Source organism: Leptolyngbya sp. AN10 (genome assembly GCF_050565645.1).
In the GTDB taxonomy this organism is placed as follows: Bacteria; Cyanobacteriota; Cyanobacteriia; order Leptolyngbyales; family Leptolyngbyaceae; genus Leptolyngbya.
In genome coordinates, this window is record NZ_JBNXVP010000004.1 from 40090 (window position 1) to 58841 (window position 18752).

Consider the following 18752-nt stretch of genomic DNA (forward strand, 5'->3'; position numbering starts at 1 on the left):
GTTCTAGCAATGTATCATGGCAGCGCGAAGTTTAATGTTTCAGGGTGTCATGCTTCTCTTCCAGCATTAGCTTCAGAGTTGGATTCAACTTCGCGTATCATGTTAGCAAACTTCAAGGATACGGGCACTCAATTTATTCTTAAAATCAAGCTATCATTTGGTCTGCTACTCATTCAATTCCATGCACCAAAGCCAACTGTTTAATCGAACTCGTCTGAAACTCGCAGCCTGGTATGCAGGCGTGATGGGATTAATTTTAAGCAGTTGCGGAATTGCTATCTATCTTCATTTAGCACAGGTGCATTGGACTGCGATCGACGATGAAATCGCAACAGTGGCTGGAACTTTGCACGATAGCTTAGAGCCAGTCTTAGAAAAACCTGGAGAACTCAGCGATCGCGTTGAGCAGGTTTTACCCGGTCTCTGCCGCAGTCAGACCGCATGTAAAACACCGCCACCGTCGTCACATATTCACGTCTTAGGAGTCAGTACTCAAGATTTGTACTACATTCAGTTTCTCAATCTCTCTTTGCAGCGCATAGGAACAGTGAATACCCCTCCACAAGCCACACCTCAAGGTCAAACGCAACCTTGGCGAACGATTGTTGACAATCAAGGACAACGCTATCACCAGGTTTCATTACAATTAAAAACTTCAACCGGACAGTCTTGGGGATATTTACAGGTAGGACGAACGCTCGAAAGCTATGATGATCATCTACAATCCCTCAAAATCTTCTTTTTGTTAGGAACACCGATCGCGATTCTAGTAATCGGTGCAGCAAGTTGGGGATTGGCAGGAATCGCGATGCGTCCAGTGTATGACTCTTATCAACAGATTCAACAGTTTACTGCTGATGCTGCTCACGAACTGAGAACGCCGCTTGCAGCAATTCAAGCCACGGTTGAGGCAACATTAGAGACAACGCCACTAAGCTTATCTGAAGCACAAGGGACATTACAAACGATCGAACGGCAAAATGCAAGGCTTTCTCAACTCGTGCAAGATTTACTCATGCTGTCACGCATGGATCTCAAAGTTTTTCCGATCAAGCGGCAGGTGGTTTGCCTAAACGATGTTGTACAAGATTTAGTCGAAGAGTTAGCAGCATTTGCGCTTTCTGCTCACATTACACTGGAGCTAGAACTAACCGTTCATCAACTTGTAAATATCATCGGCGACGAAGAGCAACTTTACCGACTGGTCACCAATCTCATCACAAACGCAATTCAATACACCCCTCCAGAAGGGACAGTAACTGTTCGATTGTCGGTTGAAGATCAAACCGCACTGATTCAGGTGCAAGATACAGGGGTCGGAATTGCCGCAGAAGATCAGCCGCGTGTGTTCGATCGCTTTTATCGCGTCAGTTCAGATCGTTCTCGACACACAGGCGGCGCAGGACTTGGACTTGCAATTGCTCAAGCCATTGTAGATGCACATCATGGAAAGGTTCAAGTTAAGAGCCAGCTAGGAAAAGGAAGTCAGTTTACAGTTCAGCTTCCGCTAAAAAATTCACGCAGTTAGTCAGGAAAATCGCGCTTTCTCAAATCCTAGTGAAATTCCGGGCATTTGGTCAATTGAATTTGGTCGGTTAGACGATTTCCATCAGTAATTGTTTCATCGTTTTTGTCGCGACTCGCCAGTTTAGACGAGTTTCATGTTCATAAAAGGTTGATCGCGCCAAATCCTTGTAAGCCTCATAGTTTGTAAACAAATTCATGACGTAAGTGCAATACTCATCTGCTTTAGCATCCAACGCAAAGGTCTTGCCATTACAATCATCTTTAATTGCAAAAGGAACGCCCCCGACTTTCGTACTCAGGGATGGCAATCCAAACGCACTCACTTCTCCAAACACGAGCGGGAAGCAATCCGCTATTGTCGGCAAAATCAGAAAATGCGACTCTGATAGCAGCTTCACCATCTTCTCACGCCCTTCTAGACTCCACTTATAGATGAATCCAAGCGGCTTAACAAAGTCTGGAAGCGGTTCATCGGTTTGAGGATCACAACCCACGATCGTCAGTTCTGTAGGGAGTCCTGCCTCATTGAGTTGTTTCGCAACTTGCAGCGCCACGTCTCCACCTTTGCGCTCCCAATCGACTCCCAGAAATAGGAGCTTACAGCGATCGCTCGGTCTTGCAGCGATAACTGCATTCACTTCGTCGATCGAGAAATTCGATTCAAAGTTACCGCCAGGCGGAACGATTCTAATTTTTTGCGGATCAATACCGTATGTTTGAATCGCGCTCTGCGCTGCCCATTCGGAATGATAGACTGCTAGCCGACAGCGTTCGAGGGCGGCTCTTTCATTCGCTAAACCATCCTCAAAGGTCTGATCACACATCGTACTTCTGCGATAGTACGGATAGAAATCGAGCAGTGCAGCAAATGTGCCAGATTCCCAGAAGACGATCGGTTTGTCGGTTTCTGCATAAGCGATCGGTTGTGCTGCTGGACTTTCTAAACTCAACACAGCATCAATGTCCAGCTTCGAGAGTTTGCGGCTCAGTTGTCGCCCTTGATCCCGAACCAAAATTGCATCAGTACGGGGACTATAGTACTTCTTCAATAGTTTTTTGTAGTAGGCTGCTCTAGCAACGATCGTGGGATAAGTCAGAGGATGCCTGAAGTCATGAATATAGTGAACCGATTCAAATTGAGCTTCGAGCGTCGGAATCCAATGATGGGTATAAACGCCAAAGTCTTTTTCAAGCTTGGGATTATAGATAGATACACAGGCAATCTTCATATATCATTAGCATAAAGTAAAATTCTGTTTGAAAAAGAACTGGCGTAATCTGCACTCACGTCTTAGAATTCAGACCTCAATGCTGATCAAGCCGTTCAATCGAGAAGCTTACTTCTATGATTTCATTTAAAGATGAAATCAGGATGAAATATTGATTCATGTCGGTTAAAACTTAAACGCATCGCTTGAAATGTCACTGAGAAAGCGATTTGTTTGAATTTTGATTCATCGCAAATGCTACTGTACCCAGTTCATTGCTGTTTGAATCAGTAACCAAGCATTTAATCCCACAATTAAAACTGCAACTGCCCAAGCTGCAATTTTGAGCCAGCGTGGATTGACAAACTCGCCCATCAATCGGCGATCGCTCGTGAACATCACAAGTGGGATCACCGCAAACGATAACTGTAAACTCAGAATCACTTGACTAAAAACCAGCAAGTTTCCCGTACTCTGTTCGCCAAAAAAGACGATCGCGATCAAGGCAGGAATGATCGCAATCAATCGAGTCGCTAACCGACGCAACCAGGGTGGTAATTTGATTTGTAGAAAGCCTTCCATCACAATCTGACCTGCTAGTGTTGCAGTCAGGGTCGAACTCTGTCCAGAAGCAAGTAACGCAATCCCAAAAATTGCACTCGCAGCACTCACCCCTAGCAACGGTGAAAGGAGTTGATACGCATCTTGAATCTCTGCAACATCGTGATTTCCGGAAATGTGAAAGGTCGCAGCAGCAACAATCAAAATTGCACTATTGATGAACAATGCAAACGAAAGTGCAACGGTTGAATCAATCGTTCCAAATTTAATCGCTTCCCATCGTTTCTTCGGGGTTGGTTGCCAGTTGCGGGTTTGGACGATCGACGAATGCAGATAGAGATTGTGCGGCATCACTGTAGCGCCAAGAATCCCAATCGCAATGTAGAGCATCTGAGGATTTCGCAGGATTTCACGATTTGGCACATAGCCCTGTAAAATACTACCAACATCAGGACGAGAAAACAGAATTTCTGCCCCGAAACAAATTCCAACGGTTGCGACTAGCAGAATGACTAATCCTTCCACATAGCGAAAGCCTTTGCCTTGTAGAAATAGCAGCGCTAAGACATCGAGTGCAGTGATACAGACACCCCAAACGAGGGGCAATCCAAATAGAAGTTGGAGCGCGATCGCACTTCCTAAAAGTTCAGCCAGATCACAAGCAGCGATCGCAATCTCACACAGCATCCACAGAACAAAGCTGATTCGAGGCGAAAAGTAGTCTCGACACGCTTGAGCTAAATCTTTTCCGGTTGCAACTCCTAACCGCACACAGAGCGATTGCAGCAGAATCGCCATTAAGTTTGAAAGCAAAATGACACTGAGCAAGGTATAGCCAAATTTTGACCCGCCCGCAATGTCAGTCGCCCAGTTTCCAGGGTCCATATAGCCCACAGAGACAAGATATCCCGGTCCTGCAAATGCCAATAACTTGCGCCAAAAGCCTTTGACATTCGGGACTTCGATGCTGCGATGCACCTCCGGCAAACTGGGGCAATGTTCAGAAAGTGACATAAACTGAGCCTTTCATTTTTCTTTCATTTTTTAACAGTACCATCTAAAATCAGAGTTTTCATTTTTCTTTCATTTTTGATTACACCGTCTAGGAACAAAGGTAGAGACAGGGCGATCAAGTTTCATACTTCTAAAGGGTTGAATGATGCAGACAGATACTTCGCCATTCGAGAGAGATAGAAGCGATCGCACTCACTAAGCCGAAGAAAAATTAAAAAATCGAGGCGATCGTCAAAATCGCGGTAGAGTAGCAAACATGATCGGTTCTGATGGGGATCAGCCATCAGAAGCAAAGGGGAAAGTTTGGTGCAAGTCCAACGCTGTCCCGCAACTGTAAATCAATCATCAATTCCAGATTGACTAGCCAGGATGCCCGCCGATTCGCTTCACGTTTCAATTCATCTGCGAGGTACAGAATGATTACTCGATCACATTCGTCTTTTTCTCAACGAGCCGTTCGCCTCACGCTGTCTACGCCTGTACAAGCAACGCTCTATGTTTCGCTCTGCGCTTTAATTCTCTGGACAATTTACTTCACGACTTATCCGGCTGTGCATGACAAGGTACATTCTCTCCGGCATCACACGTTGATGGTTTCTTGTCACTAACCATACTTACGAGGTCGTAATGCCAAAATTAAAGCTTTCCGCGTTCATTAGTGCGATTTGCCTAATGAGCTTGATGTTTTATGGAGTGACAGGATTTTCTCAAACTCCAAGATCGACAATTCGCCTCACGACTGATCCGCCCATCTCCCAACTCGTTCCATTTGAAGCGGAAGCGGAGACCTACAAATCACCTGCCCGTCTCACACTCGAAGTGATCGGTGCAAATGGTCAACCTTTGACCAACGCCAAAATCCGCGTACAGATTCTCACACCGTCTAAAACTCCCTGGTTTACAACAGACTTCCCGATCGTGGAAGGCACAAAGCTCTTAGATGTAGATGCGATCGCGCCCCAAGGTAAAGTGCAGCTTCAGCAGACCTTCCCGATTCGCGGCACTTACCAGCTATTGGTTGATGTGACTCCACAGAGCGCCAATGCTTTTACACCTTTTCAGCAAACCCTATCGCTCTCCATTCCTGAGAACTGGATTAAGTATCGCAATTTCGCTATCTTAGCTGCTGTCTTACTTGCAGTTGGATTAGTCGGTGGCTGGATTATCGGCGGACGGCAATTGATTCAGCTTGGAGAAATTGCGCCACAACGGGTTCGATTGTTGCTGAGTGGGGCGGCGATTGTGGCGATTGCAGCACTTCTCTATGTCAACATCAGTGCAGAAATGGCGCAATCCGAAATGTCGATGCCGATGTCGCACATGACTGAAACTGCTCCAAAATCGGACACTCCAGCCGTCAGACAAGTCCAAGGACTTGAGATGCAATTATCTGGAGATAGAAGTGCGATCGTCGGTCAGCCTGCCCGCTTGCAAGTGAACGTGATTGATTCCCAAACCAAGCAACCTGTCTCAGATGTCCAGCTAAAAGTAACAACAACTCAGCTTGAAAACAACTGGACTGCCTTTGCTTATGAAGGACTAAATGATACGACCGGACAATTTAGCTGGCAGCAGCAGTTTTTTGATGGTGCGCCACACAGAATTGAGGTGGAAGTTTCCCCTAGTTCTAACGCGATTCGGAAGTTTCAGCCCTTCCAAGTTGAGCAAACGATCAAGGTTGAAGGGGTAACACCCCCACTTCAGATTCGTTTGACTGGATTAGTCTATTTCACAGGGTTGATTGTTGTAGGTCTACTGGCTGGATTCGGCATTCGACGTAGACGGCAACTTCCATACTGACTGCGTTGTTGGGGTTGGATTTGTGTTGGGATTCAGACTAAGAAGACAACGCACCCAACTTACAACACAGGTTTGAAGTCACTACCGCATCCTAAAATCATTCGATCGCCACCCATACAACTAACCAAGCATTAAGTCCAGCAATCAGAACTGCAAGAAGAATTACGGATATCGTTTCTTTGCCGGAGCAGGAACGTCTAGGCTTCGTTGATTTTAATCTTGAATAAACGCATGGCATTGAGTGTTACTAGCAAGGAAGATCCCATGTCTTCAAAGACTGCGATCGGGAGTCCAATCACACCCAAAACTCCCAGAATGATGAATGTAGCGTTCAGAACTAGGGCAATAGCAATACTTTGTTGAATTACTGATAGAGTGCGACGGCTAAGGTTGATAGCATCACCTAAACGTCTTAAATCATTTCCGACCAATACGACATCAGCCGCCTCCAGCGCCACGTCAATCTTACCAACTGCAAAACTAACATCGGCAGCAGCAAGAGCAGGCGTATCATTGATGCCGTCTCCAACCATGCCCACAACACCAGAGCGACGTAGCTTGTAAATAGCTTGCAATTTATCTTCAGGAAGCAGTTCAGCCTGGTACTCCTCAATGCCAACTTCATGAGCAACCTGTCTTGCCACCGCAGATCGATCGCCTGTAAGCATTACCAGTCGCTTGAGTCCAATGCGTTTGAGCAGACGCACAGCTTCTGCGGATTCAAGTCGAACTCCATCCGTCAAGGCGATCGCCCCAACTAATCCTTGTTGTGTTCCGATTAGTACTGGGGTCTGACCTTGAGATTCAATTTCAGCTAACAGTGATTTAGCGGCGGCTGAAAGCTCAATGTTCTGCTCCTCAAACAATCGGCGATTGCCTACAAAATAAACAGCCTGTCCAAACTTCGCCCAAATTCCTTTACCAGGAACAGCAGTAAACGATTCTGGAGCTTCCAGATCTAATCCTTGCGCCATTGCCGCAACAACGATCGCTTTTGCCAGCGGATGTTCTGACCGTTGCTCTAAGGAGGCGGCAATAAGCAGCACCATATTGGCACTCATCGAACCTAGATGATGCACCTTCTGCACCACTGGTAGCCCTTGAGTAATCGTGCCTGTTTTATCAAAGGCTAACGTTGTGAGCCGTCCGGCTGTCTCTAGTGCATTTCCACCCTTGAACAGTACACCTTGACGAGTGGCAGCTCCGATCGCGCTAATGAGTGAAACAGGCGTAGCAATCACTAAAGCACAGGGGCAGGCAATGACAAGCAACACCAGCGCTTTGTAGAACCAGGGCTGAAATGGTTGGGCAAATAGAAGCGGCGGAATCAGTGTGATGCCAGCCGCGAGAGCCAGAACGATTGGGGTGTAGATGGCAGAGAAGCGATCGACCCATTGCTGAATGGGCGCACGGCTTTCTTGAGCCTCTTCAACCAAATGAACAATCCGAGCAACAGTTGTATCCCTAGCTGTATGCGTGACTTCAACTTCTAAAAACCCGGTTTGATTCAGCGTTCCTGCAAACACTTGATCCCCTTTCTCCTTATTTTCTGGCAGGGATTCACCAGTAATTGGAGACTGATCAACGGCACTCAGACCGGATATGACAACACCATCAAGCGCAATGCACTGTCCAGGGCGAATGGTTAAAATTTCCCCAATCTGAATCCCTGCAACTGGAACAGAGACCTCTTGCCCACTCCGCCTCACTGTTGCGGTTGCAGGAGTCAGATCCATTAAGTCTCGAATGGCATTGCGGGTCCGACCGAGTGTGAAATTTTGCAGCGTTGTTCCGAGCGCAAAAAGAAAAATGACGAGTGCGCCCTGAAACCACTGATTCAAAATTGCTGCCCCGATTGCTGCTAAAGTCATGAGCAGGTTCATATCAGCTCGACGCAGTTTGAGCGCAATCCAGGCTGCTCGGAGAATAGGCACGATCGCAATCATCAAACTAATCGCATAAAATCCCTGAGCAACTAACGGGAGTGACAGTAGCCGTTCTGCAATCCATCCTAGTAGCAATCCAATACCACTCAAAACAACTGTTTGTCCTCGGCGAGTTTTGAGCCAGAATTGCCACCCACCCAAATCAGAGTTGCGAGATGGCAAATGATCAGCCGAGTTTACGATTGTACCGTCCGCATCAGCAGATGAATTTGCTGTCCGATCTATTTCGACTGTGTAGCCTAAATCTGTAACGCGCTTAGTGATGTCGATTTCACTGACTTGTTGCGGGTCGTAAATTACATTTAACCGTTCTGAAGCGAAGTTAACCGTTGCTTCAGTGACTCCTGACAACTGTTGTAAATTTGCGGCAATGGTTCTAGCACAACCACCGCAGTCCATGCCGCTGACCTGTGCTTGTAGCGTTTGAGTCGATGGTACTTGAACTTGCGTGGTCTGATTTGGAATAGGTTCAATGGTGTAACCCAATGCAGTAACACGATCACGAATAGCGGTTTCATTCACCTGCTGCGAGTCGTAAGTGACGCTGAGCCGTTCTGTGGCAAAGCTGACTTTCGCTTCAGTGACTCCGGGAAGTTGCTGCAACGTCGCTTCGATCGTCTTAGCGCAACCGCCACAGTCCATGCCACCGATCTGTGCCTGTAGAGTTTTCAGTACTGAAGCTGAGTTCATCTTGGCAGCCCTTCAAAATCGTGTTTTTATTGAGGTCAAACGTATCAGCAGATGCTGATATGTAATATATTATCAGTCAGTGATACATTGATGATGTATCACTGACTGATAATATGTCATGGTCTAAACTGCGCCAGTAAGCAAATGACTACCTGCACTCGAACGGCAGATCTGAAGGCGAAACTCTTTCGAGGATTCTCTGATCCCTCTCGTCTGTCCATCCTGAACACCCTGCGGAGCGGTCCGCTGACAGTGAGCGAAATCGTTCACCAGACGGGACTTAGCCAATCCAATGTGTCTAATCATCTCAGTTGCCTGCGCTGCTGTGATCTAGTTATACGCGAGCAGCAAGGACGGTTTATGTACTACGAGCTTGCCGATGTGCGAATTGCGAAGCTTTTAGACTTAGCGGATGAATTGCTGGCAGACGTAGCGAAAGGCGTTCGTCAATGCTCTCACTATGAATCTTCATCAGCAAATAAATTGAGTCGGTGCTCAAGCGATTGAAGTTAACTGCTCAACGCCTACTTCATTTTTTCTTCCCTAACGATGAGATGTAAATGTTCTACATCCTAAATTCATTGCTGGTTATGTCCTTTGATAGCAGGAATCGCGTCGATTGGGGCAGTGATGACGGCTTGTGTCAGCATGACTATTTTTGCGATCGCTCCCCTACTCATGCGATTGCTGGAGCAAAAGCAACTCCATTTTTAGGTCTTTTCCAAAAGGACTTAAGTGGTCAAAGCAGCCTAATTACAAAATCGAGTGAATCTTAATACTGAGTCAAGAGATAGAGGTATACCGCCTGGTCGATGGCTATAAGTTTCATAAAACCTGAGCATCTGCTAATCCACTCCACTTACAAACTTTAATGGCTGAAACTAATCAAAGTGCGTTAATTTGTGGAATTATGAAAGAAATATGAAAAGAAGGAATTATGGATTTGAGCCTCAAGCGGCGATCACTCATTGGAGGTAGTGTATTGGGTGTTGGGGCATTACTGGGTAAGCTTCTGCCCGATAGTGTCTTTGCCCAAACTCCCACTTCTGCGGACACTAGTACACCTTCAGGTCATTCTGCCCCTGTGCATGGAGGCAGTATGACGATGGGAGATGTGGACAATTCCCGTAATGGGTTTGAACCACAAGCTATTTTGACAGATTGGGAGGTAGGAAAAGTCTCGCGATTGCCTGATGGCAGAACGTTGCGAGAGTTTGAAATATCAGTTGCAGAACGGGAAGTTGAGATTGCCCCTGGAGTCATTTATCCTGCCTGGACATATAATGGGCGTGTTCCAGGTCCAACCCTGCGAGTGACAGAGGGCGATCGCGTCCGGATTCGCTTCAAAAATCCAGGTGTTCATCCACACACGCTTCATTTTCACGGCATTCACTCAGCACGGCAAGATGGTATTCCTGGTACGCTCGAAGCATATCCTAATCAGGAAGTAGTTTATGAGTTTGATGCCAAACCCTTTGGTTGTCATCTCTATCATTGTCACTCTGCTCCGTTCAAACGGCACTTACACAAGGGACTCTACGGCGCGTTTATTATCGATCCTGACCCTAAACGACATCCTGACCAACCAGAAAAAGCTCAGTCTCGGTTACTTGGCAGCCCACAAAATGCGAAGTGGCAGGAGTTTCTGATGGTGATGAATGCGTTTGATACCAATTTTGATGACGAAAACGAATTCTATGCTATCAACACGATTCCCCATGAATTCATGAAACGCCCGATTCGGATTGAGCGCGATCGCCCAGTACGAGTGTATTTGATCAATGTCACTGAGTTTGACCCGATCAACTCTTTCCATCTCCACGGAAACTTTTTTGATTACTACGACCACGGCACTACGTTAACACCAACGCTGCGAACAGTTGATACGGTCATGCAATGCCAAGCCCAGCGAGGCATTCTGGAATTTACTTTTCAGGAGCATGAACCAGGTATTTATATGTTCCACGCCCACCAGTCAGAATTTTTGGAACTCGGTTGGATGAGCGCGTTTGAGGTGGTGGCATGAAAAAGACGTTGCTTTGGATCGTCTTGCCGCTCGTTGCACTGGCGATCGCGATCGGAGTATTTCTCTCTAGCAATCCACTTGAACCCTTGGGAGTTTCAGCCCCTCCGATTGAGAAGCTTACCGTAGAGCGAACGCTGCTCGATGATAATGGCATTTCTTTATTCGTGAGAGCTAGTGGTTCAGAACCGATGCAAATTGCCCAAGTTCAGGTTGACGGAGCTTATCGGAACTTTACCCAAACGCCACCAGGAGAATTACCTCGATTGCAAACAGCTTGGATTAAATTGCCCTACCCTTGGGTGCGCGATGAAACGCATCATATCCGGTTTATCACCAATACGGGAATAGGATTTGATCATGAGATTGCCGTTGCTGTACCAACGCCGCAAATTTCGTTGAGTCGCATTTTGGCGTACGCACTGCTGGGGATATATGTAGGAGTCATGCCTGTCGCTCTGGGAATGCTGTTCTACCCAGCCCTGAAGCAGTTGGGCGGACAGGGAATGAAGTTCATTTTGGCACTGACCGTTGGCATGTTGGCATTTCTTCTCGTAGACACGCTGGAAGAAGGATTAGAACTTGCAACAAAGTCGGCAAGTGCTTTCTCCGCCAGTGCGCTTGTTTGGCTGGTTGCTATCATCTCGTTCCTTGCAATTTTGGCGATCGGCAGACGAAGTGGCAATTCTCCAGAAGGAAAGGCACTTGCAAGTTATCTAGCATTGGGAATTGGCTGGCATAACTTGGGGGAGGGATTGGCAGTTGGCACTGCCTTTGCATCCGGAGAAGCGGCACTTGGTTCGCTGCTCGTCGTTGGGTTCACCCTGCACAACATTACAGAGGGAATCGGAATTGCTGCGCCTCTAGTTGATACACGTCCTAAATTCACGACATTCCTCAGTTTAATCGCCTTAGCAGGACTGCCTGCTGTGATTGGTACTTGGATTGGAGCCTTCACCTTTTCGCCTCACTGGGCAGCCGTTTTCTTAGGAATTGGAGTCGGAGCGATCCTGCAAGTGATGGTGGAGGTTGGAGCATATCTGATGCGGACGGCTCATCGATCCGGTAGCCATTGGCTCTCAACCGTCAGCCTGATTGGATTTATTTTAGGTCTAGCAATTATGTATGGAACTGCTCTTCTCGTTAATTTCTAATATCTGAATCGCGACGCTTCTTTCAGATAATAGAACTGCATTGCTACTAAACCAAGATTGGATGGCTTTGTCACAAACGGCAGAGTGTCTGAGTTAACAGAACAACATGAGAATAGATTAAAGGATGCTACTTAGCTTGGGTTAATAGAAAAGAATTTCAGCCGCGAAACACGCGCTCCCAGTTAACGAAAGGGCGGTCAAACAAGGTTTCCAAAAGACCTCGTTCCTCTGCTGTAATGCTTGACTGGCGAAGGATCTAAAAACTTATCGATCTACTGAGTCTATTTCTTTCTCCAGTTAGGCAATCTTCAAAGCGTCAAGCATTTATTCCGACCGCTCCATTCCGGTGTCAGACTGCTTTGTTTTGAAATAGGTTTCCATCACTTGACGAACCATCGGTGCAGCGATCGCGCCACCTCCACCCCCCGCATTTTCGGCAAAGGCGACGACGACGATTTCAGGTTTATCGCTCGGTGCATAAGCTCCAAACCAGGCGTGAGTAGGACGTGGCGGGTCTTCGGCTGTGCCACTTTTACCCGAAACGGGTGGCAGCCTCGTTTCGTTCAGTGCTTGTCCTGTTCCTTTACTGACGACACTTCGCAATCCTGCTTGTAAAACCCGAAGCGTCTCAGGCTTGAGGTTGAGTGATTTTTTTTGCTGTCGTACTGAAATTGCCGGATTCTTTTTAACCAGAAAAGGTTGAACGCGGTAGCCTCCATTGCCTACGGCTGCGAACATGATAGCAGCCTGAAGCGGCGTTACCTGCATCATTCCTTGACCGATCGAGGTATTGATCGTGTCCCCGGCATACCATCTTTCTTTCAGTTGCTTTTGTTTCCAATCTGGGTCAGGCACGAACCCATGTGCTTCTTCTGCTGATAGTTCAACTCCTGTATTCTGTCCCATTCCAAATCGTCTTGCCCAGTCAAGAATGGGTGAAGCTCCTATTCCGACGGCTACCTGACTGAAAAAGGTGTTGCTGCTCCAAGCCAGTGCATCTACAAATCCTACTCGCCCAAATCCCGATCGATTCGATTCCCAAATCTGGCTACCGCCGATCGAAAGATAAGGATAGGTATCCAGAACGGTATTCGCACTATATTTGCCGGACTCCAATGCCGCGATCGCGGTGATCACTTTGAAGGTGCTGGCAGGCGGATAGGCTTGCAATGCCCGGTTGACGAAGGGAAACTGTTTTGCTTGAAGTTGTTGCCACGCTTGCGGGCTAATCCGCTTAGTAAATAGATTGGGATCAAAATCAGGACGGCTCGCCATTGCTAACACTTCACCAGTGTTAGGGTTGAGTGCAACAATCGCACCAACGCGATCGCCTAATGCCGTCTCTGCTGCTTTCTGCAACTCTAAATCCAGCGTGAGTTGAATTTCTTGACCCGGTTGAGCAGGTTTATCAGCCAACTTCTTAATAATTTGCCCAACTCCATTCACTTCAACTTGCTGCCCTCCCTGTTGCCCCCGAAGTTGTAATTCATAAGCCGCTTCAATGCCTGCTTTACCAATCAGATCGCCAAAATGATAGTCCTGATTCTGACGAGCTTTCATCGTCTCAGCATCAATTTCACCCACATATCCCAAGACATGAGCCGCTAATGTTCCATTTGGATAGACGCGCATCAAATCCTGCCGCACCTCAACGCCTTGAAAATTGCTGAGTTGTTCCTTAATTCGAGTCACTTCAGCGGCATTAATTCCTCGTTTCACCACAACAGCCCATTGAGAACGATTTGCCGCTTGCTTTAAGTGTTGCTGAAGGGTATCTGTCGTAATGTCCAGAACTTTAGAGAGGCGACTCAGAATCGTATTCCATTCGGCTGGCTTGTGAGCAGACGGTTGAAGCGCTACTAAATAGGAAAGCTTGCTTCCTGCTAAAATTCGACCTTTACGATCTAAGATTCTTCCTCGTTCTTCTCGTGTAGAAATTAGTCGAACCCGATTCTGTTGGGCAAGTTGAGCATAGTACTTTCCTTGAACAATCTGTACATAGAATAAGCGACCGCCTAAACCGCCCAACAGAATGAGTGCTGTCAGCAACATTAGAATCACTGCCTTGCGTTTGCGTCGGATAGCAGTCTTTTGGACTCGTGAATGAACCCAATCAAATCGACGAGTCGAAGACGATAGAAACTTAGTCATACAAACTTGCTGAGATTAAATCACGATCCTATAAGCAGCGATGCTGAAATCATCTTGGTTGTGTAAATACGTATGCTTTAAGTCCAGTACTTGAGGCGCAAGCTTAGTGCGATCGCACTGAGAAACAATAGCCCCATGCCCCCCGCGAGTGGATTACGATCGATCCCTGTCACCCAAACAGGAACTCGATCCAAGTATCGCACCCAATTCCCCACATTGATGATGTAGTAGCCCCAGACCAAACCTGCATGAAGCCCGATCGCATATCCCAAGCGTCCCTGATGAAATTGCCTCGCCCAGCCGAGCGTTAGACCCAGTAGCAACAATCCCGGAAAGCTAGGCAGCGTTCGCAGAATTTCTGACCAGGGTTTAATGAAGTGAAAGGAAGCATAAGCTGTACTGCTCATCCATATCGCAAGTTGTGGGCGATAGTTCCATCGCAATTCATTGACCAGCCAACCGCGAAAAAGTAGCTCCTCTGCCAGTCCTACACCGAATGCGACGAGTAACCCTTCTAAGATGATTCTGAGTAAGTTTTGCGGAATTGGTTGCCATTCAATCCAGCCGATTGCGCCTTCTACTAAGAACAAGCAAAACAGGCTCACGACTCCAATAACTATCCCTTTCAATAGCTCTCGCCAATTCTGCCGAGTTCTCAGTAATCCGTGCTGCTGAAGCGGGCGAGTATCTTGATGAACCGTTCGCCCCCAGATCCAGAGCAATCCGACAAATTCGGCATAGAGTGCCAGAACTGTAATGATGCTGATGGTGTTGTTTGTGCCCCAAATCCAGTAGATGGGCAGCGCGATCGGCAACCATAGCCCTAGCAATGTGATGACAAAAATTGCTAACCTTGCAGATACGGGATAACGAGCAATACGGGGCGACAGGTATAATACGGACATTCGGTTAATGCTCTATACATTGCCTAAGCAGATTGATGCCGCAAAATTCGCAAGCTATCTTTAATCAGTGAAATTGTACTAAAACAAATCAGCAAGGCGACGAGTAAACCGATTGCCGCATCCACCCAGACCCAATTCAAGAAATAAACCGCTAAAGCTGCAACCATTACCCCAATTGAACTCGCGGCATCTGCAACGCCATGCAAAAACACGCCGCGCAGATTCAAATCATGATGATGGTCGTTTTGTAGAAGATAGAGACTCAAACCGTTGATGATCAAACTTAGCGCTGCTGCACCCAGTAAGGGTAAGCCCAATACAGGTTCAGGCGCTTGGAGATGTTCGATCGCTTCCCAGCCGAGAAGCATTGCAACGATCGCTAAACTGACTCCATTCAGCAAAGCAATCCAAGCCTCGATCCGTCTATTTTGATTGACTACGGTTTGAGTTGTCGATCGACGTTTTGTGAGCCAGGTTGCAAGTAGCGTCAGCCCTAGCGTAATTAGGTCTGAGAATAAATGCCCTGATCCTGCTAGCAGCGATAGGCTATGGCTCCAAAGTCCGGCTCCTAGTTCAACTAGAAAAAGCCCACTGCGTAAACCAAACACCCACCAGAGGCGTTTTACCTTTTGCTGCTGTTGATTTTCAGTTGTATTTAGAGTATTCAAGGGTCTAATTAAGGCGAGGGCTTTACGTTCTGAAAATTACGTGCGCCTTGGTAGCCCGACAGTCGAGCGAGTTCCTCTAAAGATTGTGTTCCAGAAACTGTCTGACCGTTTACTTTCCAAGTCGGATATCCTTTCACACCTTCTGCTTGACAGACATCAGGCTGAGGATTCTTCCCTTTCGGATCACATTCAACGTAATTAATCTGGTTAAATGCTTCTTTGCCAAAAAGCTGTTTTTGGTCATGGCAGTGAGGACACCAAAACGCGCCATACATCTTGGCTCCTACCTGTTTAAGATGAGCCGCTAAAGCCAGTTCAGCCGCACCGGATGAAGTCGTGATTGGTGAACCTGCTTCTCCTGGAATGGCGCGATCGGCAATTTCAGGATTCTTCACTCCTGCATAAACGCCCATTGTTCCAATTAAAACAACCATTGCGACAACAATTCCACTGAAAAAGAGTTGTCCTACATCCTGCCAATCGCGACCGATGATCGACACCACAAACAAACTAAATGATAGGAAAGCAGAACCCACGCAGTACACACAAACGGCTTTGATCTCGAATGCAATCAAGTACATTAAGTAGCCGCTAAAAATTGTCATTGCCGTTGCACCCATAAACAGGAATAACCCTGTCCAGTTTTCGAGTTTCGAGCGCAAGGTCTTATCTTTTTCGGGATTGATTAACAAAGGCGCGATCGCAAACCCGATCATGCTGACATACGCTAAGAACCCGTACAACGCTAACGGTAATCCAAACACAGTTGCATAGGGACTGGATAGAACAATGTCACATCCATTCGTCGGGCAAGCCGTCGAACTTTGAGAGAATTTGACGATCGTTAAATAACCCGTCACGACGGCTCCGATCGTTGCCAGTCCTGCCATGATGAAGCGTGACCAGCGATAAATCCAAGGGGTCGATCGTTTACGCGGCATAAAGCTTTAAACCTCCTGATGTCAATAAGTTTGGGATGAAAAGAAAAGCTTTTCGTCCCAGTAAAGCAAACTGTGTTATCTCACAACCCGGTTCGCATTGAGAACGGCAAGTAGCGCCACGCCCACATCGGCAAATACCGCTTCCCAGAGGCTTGCGAGTCCAAATGCACCCAGAATGATAAAGAAGCCCTTCACTGCCATCGCTAACACAATGTTCTGAATTACAATTCGGTGAGTCTTGCGTCCGATTTGAATGGCTTCAGCAATTTTGGATGGAGCATCGGTCATGATTACCACATCCGCCGTTTCGATCGCGGCATCTGAGCCAAGTCCACCCATTGCCATCCCCACATCTGCCCGCGCAATCACTGGAGCATCATTGATCCCATCTCCCACAAAAGCGACTTTTCCTTTACCAGATTCACGTAAGATTTGCTCGATCGCTTCGACTTTCCCTTCAGGTAAAAGTTCCGCTCGATAGCCGCTCAAGCCTAGTTGTCTCGCCACACCATCGGCAACGCTTTGATTGTCGCCTGTCAGCATAATTGTTTTTTCAACGCCGATTTTTCTCAGCGATCGAATTGCCTCGACTGCATCTTCTTTTAGCTCATCTGCAATAATGATACGACCTGCATAAGTACCGTTAGCAGCTAGATGCACAACTGTTCCATCAACTTGACAGACATCGTGAGCAATGTTTTCACGGTGTAGTAGACGATCGTTGCCTGCAATCACAAGCTGATTGCCAACTTTTGCTTGGATTCCATGCCCTGCAATTTCTTTGTAGTCTTGAACTTGAGACTCACCGATCGCTCGACCATAAGCTGTCCGAATCGACTGAGCTACCGGATGATTTGAATGGGATTCTACTTGGGCTGCAAGGGCTAGTAACTTCTCTTCGGTAAAGCCATTCTTTGGAATAATTTGAGTGACTTTAAACACACCTTGAGTCAAAGTCCCTGTCTTGTCAAACACAACCGTATTCACGGCTGCAAGTGTGTCTAGATAAGTGGAGCCTTTGACTAGCACACCTCGTTTTGCTGCACCCCCAACGCCGCCAAAATAGCCGAGTGGAATACTAATTACCAATCCACATGGGCAGGAAATCACCAGCAAAACCAAAGCATTGTAGACCCAACGGAAGCGATCTGCATCAGTTGGATTGTTCATAAACAATGGCGGAAGGATTGCCACTGCCAATGACAAGAACACTACGATCGGTGTGTAGATTTTGGCAAACTTACGGATAAATTTCTCGGTTTCGGCTTTCTTGCTGCTGGCGTTCTCGACTAGCTCTAAAATTCGAGCGATCGACGATTCGCCAAACAGCTTTGTCGTTCTGATCGTGAGTACACCCGATTGGTTAATCATGCCTGCTAGAACCGTTTCGCCAGGTTTAACAGTACGTGGAACCGATTCACCTGTCAGCGCAGAGGTATCAACCTGCGAATTGCCGTCTAAAATTTCACCATCAAGCGGAACCTTCTCTCCAGGCTTGACCAGAATCATATCGCCAACTTTGACGGATTCTGGAGAAACTTGTCTCACTTCTCCGTTGATCTTCAAATTTGCGGTATCAGGACGGACTTCTAACAACGCGCTAATTGATTTGCGCGATCGACCCACCGCAGATTCTTGAAACAGTTCCCCAATGCGGAAGAATAGCATCACCGCAACCGCCTCCGGCAATAGATGAATCGCGATCGCGCCTAGCGTTGCGATCGTCATCAGGAAATTCTCATCAAAGACTTTCCCTTTCAGAATATTGCGTCCAGCACTACTCAAAACGCCCCAACCGCTCAAGAGATACGCCGGAATCAAGACAGCATATTCCGCAATTGAATAGGGCGTATTGTGCAATTGTTGCTCGAAGATAAAGCCAATTAAGAACAGAACAACCACGATCGCAGTAACGATGATTTCCTGCTTGAGATCCCCACCGCCATGACTATGATCATGGTCATCATCGTCGTGACTGTGGCTATGACGGTCGTCGTGGCTATGTCCTGCGGTGTGGTCATGAGCCGTTTTGCGCGGCTGATGATCGTGGTGGTCGTCGTGACCGCAGCAGCTTGACTGAGTTGGTTTTCTTGCTTTCATTGAGTCTCCTTGGTGAGTGTGTTTTTGAATGTCTGAACAAAAATTCAGATGTTTCGTAAAAAAA

At 47.1% G+C, this 18752-nt stretch carries 15 protein-coding genes and 1 riboswitch; of the genes, 7 read left to right on the top strand and 8 right to left on the bottom strand.

Annotated features, from left to right (window positions below):
• Nucleotides 1-181: 181 nt before the first annotated feature.
• Nucleotides 182-1528 carry a two-component system sensor histidine kinase RppB gene (gene rppB, locus ACQ4M5_RS06675; RefSeq protein WP_430674825.1) on the top strand — a complete coding sequence of 449 codons (1347 nt, stop codon included), beginning with the start codon at nt 182-184 and terminating at the stop codon, nt 1526-1528.
• Between the two features lie 67 nt (nt 1529-1595).
• Here rppB and ACQ4M5_RS06680 read toward each other — a convergent pair whose 3' ends face one another.
• Both ACQ4M5_RS06680 and ACQ4M5_RS06685 read right to left on the bottom strand, forming a co-directional pair.
• Nucleotides 1596-2756, bottom strand: coding sequence for a glycosyltransferase family 4 protein (locus ACQ4M5_RS06680; RefSeq protein WP_430674826.1), 1161 nt, complete (start codon nt 2754-2756; stop codon nt 1596-1598).
• Nucleotides 2757-2993: 237 nt separating this feature from the next.
• Entirely contained in the window at nt 2994-4310 is a 1317-nt protein-coding gene (locus tag ACQ4M5_RS06685) for an Nramp family divalent metal transporter (protein ID WP_430674827.1), read from the bottom strand.
• Between the two features lie 244 nt (nt 4311-4554).
• Nucleotides 4555-4705, top strand: a riboswitch (cobalamin riboswitch).
• A gap of 21 nt (nt 4706-4726) precedes the next feature.
• Here ACQ4M5_RS06685 and ACQ4M5_RS06690 point away from each other — a divergent pair.
• Both ACQ4M5_RS06690 and ACQ4M5_RS06695 read left to right on the top strand, forming a co-directional pair.
• Entirely contained in the window at nt 4727-4918 is a 192-nt protein-coding gene (locus tag ACQ4M5_RS06690; protein ID WP_430674828.1) for a hypothetical protein, read from the top strand.
• 19 nt (nt 4919-4937) lie between these two features.
• A complete protein-coding gene (locus tag ACQ4M5_RS06695) occupies nt 4938-6110 on the top strand; it encodes a hypothetical protein (RefSeq protein WP_430674829.1) in 1173 nt (390 codons plus the stop codon).
• Nucleotides 6111-6307: 197 nt separating this feature from the next.
• Here ACQ4M5_RS06695 and ACQ4M5_RS06700 read toward each other — a convergent pair whose 3' ends face one another.
• Nucleotides 6308-8746 (bottom strand): heavy metal translocating P-type ATPase, encoded by a 2439-nt coding sequence (locus ACQ4M5_RS06700; RefSeq protein WP_430674830.1) that lies wholly within the window; start codon nt 8744-8746, stop codon nt 6308-6310.
• Between the two features lie 144 nt (nt 8747-8890).
• Between ACQ4M5_RS06700 and ACQ4M5_RS06705 the strand changes: the two genes are divergently transcribed.
• The 4 genes from ACQ4M5_RS06705 to ACQ4M5_RS06720 all read left to right on the top strand — a co-directional run bounded on the left by ACQ4M5_RS06705 (nt 8891) and on the right by ACQ4M5_RS06720 (nt 11923).
• Nucleotides 8891-9253, top strand: a complete 363-nt coding sequence (locus tag ACQ4M5_RS06705) for an ArsR/SmtB family transcription factor (RefSeq protein WP_017292267.1) — start codon at nt 8891-8893, stop codon at nt 9251-9253.
• A gap of 83 nt (nt 9254-9336) precedes the next feature.
• Nucleotides 9337-9522 (top strand): hypothetical protein, encoded by a 186-nt coding sequence (locus ACQ4M5_RS06710; protein ID WP_017292268.1) that lies wholly within the window; start codon nt 9337-9339, stop codon nt 9520-9522.
• Nucleotides 9523-9683: 161 nt separating this feature from the next.
• Nucleotides 9684-10772, top strand: coding sequence for a multicopper oxidase domain-containing protein (locus ACQ4M5_RS06715; protein WP_017292269.1), 1089 nt, complete (start codon nt 9684-9686; stop codon nt 10770-10772).
• Entirely contained in the window at nt 10769-11923 is a 1155-nt protein-coding gene (locus ACQ4M5_RS06720) for a ZIP family metal transporter (RefSeq protein WP_017292270.1), read from the top strand. Before ACQ4M5_RS06715 ends, ACQ4M5_RS06720 begins: the two co-directional genes overlap by 4 nt.
• A 324-nt stretch (nt 11924-12247) precedes the next feature.
• Here ACQ4M5_RS06720 and mrdA read toward each other — a convergent pair whose 3' ends face one another.
• From mrdA to ACQ4M5_RS06745, 5 genes are all read right to left on the bottom strand, one after another.
• Nucleotides 12248-14074 (bottom strand): penicillin-binding protein 2, encoded by a 1827-nt coding sequence (gene mrdA / locus ACQ4M5_RS06725; protein ID WP_017292271.1) that lies wholly within the window; start codon nt 14072-14074, stop codon nt 12248-12250.
• 77 nt (nt 14075-14151) lie between these two features.
• Nucleotides 14152-14979, bottom strand: coding sequence for a CPBP family intramembrane glutamic endopeptidase (locus ACQ4M5_RS06730; protein ID WP_017292272.1), 828 nt, complete (start codon nt 14977-14979; stop codon nt 14152-14154).
• Nucleotides 14980-15002: 23 nt separating this feature from the next.
• Complete coding sequence (locus ACQ4M5_RS06735; RefSeq protein ID WP_017292273.1) at nt 15003-15647, bottom strand: cation diffusion facilitator family transporter; 645 nt, start codon at nt 15645-15647, stop codon at nt 15003-15005.
• Between the two features lie 8 nt (nt 15648-15655).
• Nucleotides 15656-16588: a vitamin K epoxide reductase family protein gene (locus tag ACQ4M5_RS06740; protein WP_017292274.1), complete on the bottom strand. Its 933-nt coding sequence runs from the start codon at nt 16586-16588 to the stop codon at nt 15656-15658.
• Nucleotides 16589-16663: 75 nt separating this feature from the next.
• Nucleotides 16664-18688, bottom strand: a complete 2025-nt coding sequence (locus tag ACQ4M5_RS06745) for a heavy metal translocating P-type ATPase (protein WP_017292275.1) — start codon at nt 18686-18688, stop codon at nt 16664-16666.
• Between the last annotated feature and the right edge of the window lie 64 nt (nt 18689-18752).